Source organism: Cytobacillus firmus DS1, assembly GCF_000565285.1.
GTDB lineage: Bacteria > Bacillota > Bacilli > Bacillales > Cytobacillaceae > Cytobacillus > Cytobacillus firmus_A.
Genome location: NZ_APVL01000051.1, coordinates 1 through 4,290 on the forward strand (window position 1 = coordinate 1; position 4,290 = coordinate 4,290).

General features: G+C 28.7%; 4 protein-coding genes. All 4 read right to left on the minus strand.

Translation table 11 applies throughout. The features are described from left to right. Positions 1 to 551: 551 nt before the first annotated feature. The gene (locus PBF_RS24520; protein WP_035333614.1) at positions 552 to 1,457 is read right to left on the minus strand and encodes a phosphotransferase; all 906 of its coding nucleotides are present in this window, start codon (positions 1,455 to 1,457) and stop codon (positions 552 to 554) included. 40 nt (positions 1,458 to 1,497) lie between these two features. Further along, complete coding sequence (locus tag PBF_RS24525; RefSeq protein WP_035333617.1) at positions 1,498 to 2,733, minus strand: ATP-grasp domain-containing protein; 1,236 nt, start codon at positions 2,731 to 2,733, stop codon at positions 1,498 to 1,500. Then, positions 2,711 to 3,715 carry a peptidogalycan biosysnthesis protein gene (locus PBF_RS24530; RefSeq protein ID WP_035333620.1) on the minus strand — a complete coding sequence of 335 codons (1,005 nt, stop codon included), beginning with the start codon at positions 3,713 to 3,715 and terminating at the stop codon, positions 2,711 to 2,713. The genes PBF_RS24525 and PBF_RS24530 overlap by 23 nt, the downstream gene beginning before the upstream one ends. Next, positions 3,693 to 4,290 (minus strand): hypothetical protein (locus PBF_RS26330; protein ID WP_160169293.1); only part of this gene is annotated, 598 nt, incomplete at its 5' end. The genes PBF_RS26330 and PBF_RS24530, both read right to left, overlap by 23 nt.

The following is a 4,290-nucleotide window of genomic DNA, read 5'->3' on the forward strand; positions in this document are numbered from 1 at the left end:
TTTATTCCGGCTATATTGAGGATTTTAACATCGGCTTTAACACCTACTCCCGTCCTCTCAAAAAGTTTATTATAAAATGCACAAATAAAATAAGGTTCTAGATGAACAGTAAAACATTTGATAAAGCTTTTAAAAGACTGTCCAGGCGATGATTGAACAAAAAATGGTAGTACATACATCTCGGGATTTAGTTACGTTGATAAGTTCATTGATAAGACCAATTTAATATGTAGTAGGATCAATAGCTACGAAACGTTCAAAAAGCATATTTGCATTCCGGAAAGAGAAAACGCCATCCTTCGCCGAAAAAATTTGTTAATAAAGGTCTTTCTATTAGAACCTCCAGGTCATTGAACTAGGGAAATATAGTAAACTGCAGCATTTTAGTCAGTAATTCCCTTGCTAACTATCATATTATTCTGAATTAAAAAACCCAAAAGGTATTAGTCTTTTGAGTTTTTAATCTAATTCAACTTCATTTTGTTTTTTTTGTTGCAGTCTTAAGTCTAATATCCTCCATTAGCTTTCTCCTTTTCCGAATACTATATCCGTTAACAAGGCCTTAAACTATAGAATTTCTTCATTGAAGCTGCAATATCAATTTCAATTCCTTCTTTTATAGAATAAACGAGTTCATGAAAAATTGGTTGTAAACCATAGAATTCTGTTATTCGGTTATACATTAATTTTTTATCACTATCCAAAACCTTATAATTTGAAATAATCTTTTTAGTGAATTCGGGTCCTAAATCCCAATAAAAACCAGCGAAATCAAATGCAGGGTCACCTATTTGACTATCAGTAAAATCAATAATACCTGTTATTCTATTTTCTTTTTTACAATAAAGAATATTAGAATCTGTTAAATCACCATGTATCACCTTTTCCTCATATAAAGAATACTTAGAGTTATTTAGAAAACTATAAAACAGATTATTTATATCTTCTTGTTCTTTTTCTGAGATGTACTTATATAAATACATTTGAACTGACTTGAAAAAATTTAGCCAATACTTTTTTTCATGATTCCTTTTTAATCCAACCTTTCTCATATTAGAAACATCTAATGTATGTAAAACCGTCAAAAATTCACCAATATCCTGAGCTGATTTTTCAGTTTTAATAATTTCTTTATCATTTATTTCACTAATCGGGAATCCTTCTAAGTATGAATAATAAACAAACTGCAGGCTGCGATTCTCATCATAAATAATTTGATATTTGGGGACTTTTATGCTACTTTTTTTAATTTTAACCTCTTTACTTAAGGTATTTAATAACGCTGATTCTTTAATGAGCTTTTCTTTGATATCATTTTTCTTAGGGAATCTAAATACAATATCATCATTTATAATAACAATCTCGTTATCCCAACCCTGATTATTAAAATAAATACTATTAATTTGTAAATCAGATAAATATTTTTTAATTATTTTAACTTTATCATTTTGTATCATAGGAAAATCCTTTCTAAGTGGGATCCCTTGATAATTATCATTAACTAATTTCTATTTTAATACCATCGAGAACTTTTTTTGTTTTTTCTATAGCATCTGCTGTTAAATTAGAGGAGCAAATAATATAACCTATTCCAAAAAGCTCTCCAAGTCTAAATGTATCTCCTTTCTTTAAAACCATCTTTAAACAATCTAAATCCAGACTGTTCAAGTTATTGTCATATGAAATGTTTTCTATAGTACCACTGTGTTCGCTAACAATAAATTTTGCACACGCCACTCTATCTATAGACTTTTTTAATTCAGTTTCCTCTATGTGTTGTCTCATGGCTAATTTAATAGCAATCTTCGCAAGGTCTATTCCTAATGCTATTTTAAATAATTCAGGAATTAGACCACCCGCTATTCTAGGATTAATTTCAAGAAACTTAGGGACACCATCTTTTATCTTATATTCAACATGTACTAAACAGTTATCTAGGCCCAAATTACTTACTATTTTTTTTGTTTGTTCCTCTATACTACACTGTATATCCTTATCTAGCTGAGCCGGAACAAGCATCATATCATAAATAAATGTTTCATTTTTTGATATATCTATATGCTTTCTTTGTCTTTCTTCAGTTAATCCAACTATGTAAACTTTCCTTTCAATTATTACTGCCTCGCAACTAATTACTCTGTCTTCATCTGATAGATATTCCTCCATAATTATCTCCCTAGAATTACTTGGAGAATCAAATGTGGCCTTATATGCATACTCCCATGCAGCTTCAATCGCTTTTGGGGAATTTACTTTAATTGCACCATTTGAGAAGTTACCATCTATTGGTTTTAAAATAATTGGATAGTCTATTAATTTTGATATACTTAATAAATCATTAATTGATTGAATTTTTTTATAAAAAGGCATTTTTACATCTTTACATTCTAATTCCCTCCTTACTTCGAACTTATTCATACATTTGTTAATAACTTTGGAAGGGCAAGTAATCAAATTTTTAGATTCCGCAACTTTAGCAGCAAGTTCAACTAATTCATCTTCACATGTAAAAATAGAATCTATATTATTTTCTTCCATATATTGAATGATTTTATTTAAATGCTCAATTGGATTCTTGTAAAGGTTTTTTATAATAAGTATTCCTTTAATAAATGATGGTGTTGCTCTAAATTGCTCCATAGCAAGAAAAGCTTCACAATTTAATTCTTCTAATGCTCTTGTAATATAAAATCTCCATTCTTCACTCCAATCAAGTATTAGAACTCTTTTCATAACAACGCTCCTTATAAATAATATTAGTAAAAAACTCAGACATAATTTTTTTTCTTTCCTTGTCGGGGATTTCATAGTTGCTGTACACATAACAATCTAAATTATTGGAATTACAATCATTATTTTCGTAAGCAAGTGACAACGCTATCCCATTAAACTTATCGACATTTATTAATTTTTCATACAAGTCTAAACTCTCTTCTCCCATATATTTAGCAGGGTATGGTCTAAAACCCATTTTTTTCTTTATATGAAATAAACCAATTGAAACCATATGTCCATATAAACTTGGATCAGCACCTAAACTAGTCAACTCATAGTTTTGACTAATCCCCTCCCTAATGAGAGTAAAATATAATAACCTGGTAACATCAAAAGGCTGAGTATTATTTTTGTCTACTGCTAAGTATATTGCTCGCAACATTCTTTCCCTCTTAATACATAAAATTCCACCTATAATAGAATTTTCACAGTAAATATATATCCCTTTAAAATCAGTTCTTCTCTTAAGGAATTCATTATAATCTTCTTTTAAAAGATCTACTCCATTTTTTATGGATTTTATATTTCCTTTATATAATTCATAAAAATTTTTTAGGTTTCGCTCTGATATCGAGTCTTCAATAGTAATTTTATATGCATGCGAATCCTGGAGAAATTTTAACGATTTTTTTATTTCATATCTATCTTTTTTACGAAGAGAATTTAGATAATCGTCATCGCTATTATATTTATTGTTCTCTAACAACCATAAAATCCAACTTGGTTTTAAAATATATCCATCCCTGATCAATTTAGAATCACAATCAGATGTACTATAACTTCTAAGAATATCTATCGATTCATCCTTTTCAAAATCCCTCAATTTTTCCCATTTAGATCCATATGCACTAACAATTTTTAGATCTTTAAATTTCTCTAAAATATATTCAGATTCACTTATATTTTCGGAATATGGTTCAATTAAATTGTTTGTTTTCACTAATTTCACCACTCATTAAAAAATTGTCCAACTTTGATATTATCTTATCAAAATCATCATATTCCATAGCTGTTGACAATCTAAACCAAAATTTATCTGAAATTCTTCTTGATAATGACTGATCTATAAAGAAACACCCTAGTGGATAGGTAATTGTTTTTCCACTTTCATACAATAATATTGCCGCTTCTTTCTCACTTATTGAGGGTATATCTAATGCGATTAAACAGTTTGCCCCAGAGGTCATAGAAGTACTTCCTTTTATATAGTCTTTAAACTTAAGTTTAAATCTGTTTAGATTATCATAAATGTTCCTATACAAGTACTCTATTTCTTTATAATGCGTCTCTATTAAGGGTATTAAACTGGGGCTTTCTAAAAAATCTATAATATCTTTAGTATTAATTTCATGATTACTTTTCAGACTAGACAATGATGCATATAAAGGTAATTTTTCTCTTTCAGCAATATGAATAATTGCTGACATAATCAAATCTTTAAATATCCCTTCATTTCCGATAAGAGGAGGACAGTTGTAAATGTCAACCCAAAAGTTGACCATGTCGCTCATGTAA

Excerpts from the sequence above, each read along its gene's own strand:
- PBF_RS24520 (WP_035333614.1), bottom strand. The coding sequence starts at position 1,457 with ATGATACAAAATGATAAAGTTAAAATAATTAAAAAATATTTATCTGAT.
- PBF_RS24525 (WP_035333617.1), bottom strand. The coding sequence starts at position 2,733 with ATGAAAAGAGTTCTAATACTTGATTGGAGTGAAGAATGGAGATTTTAT.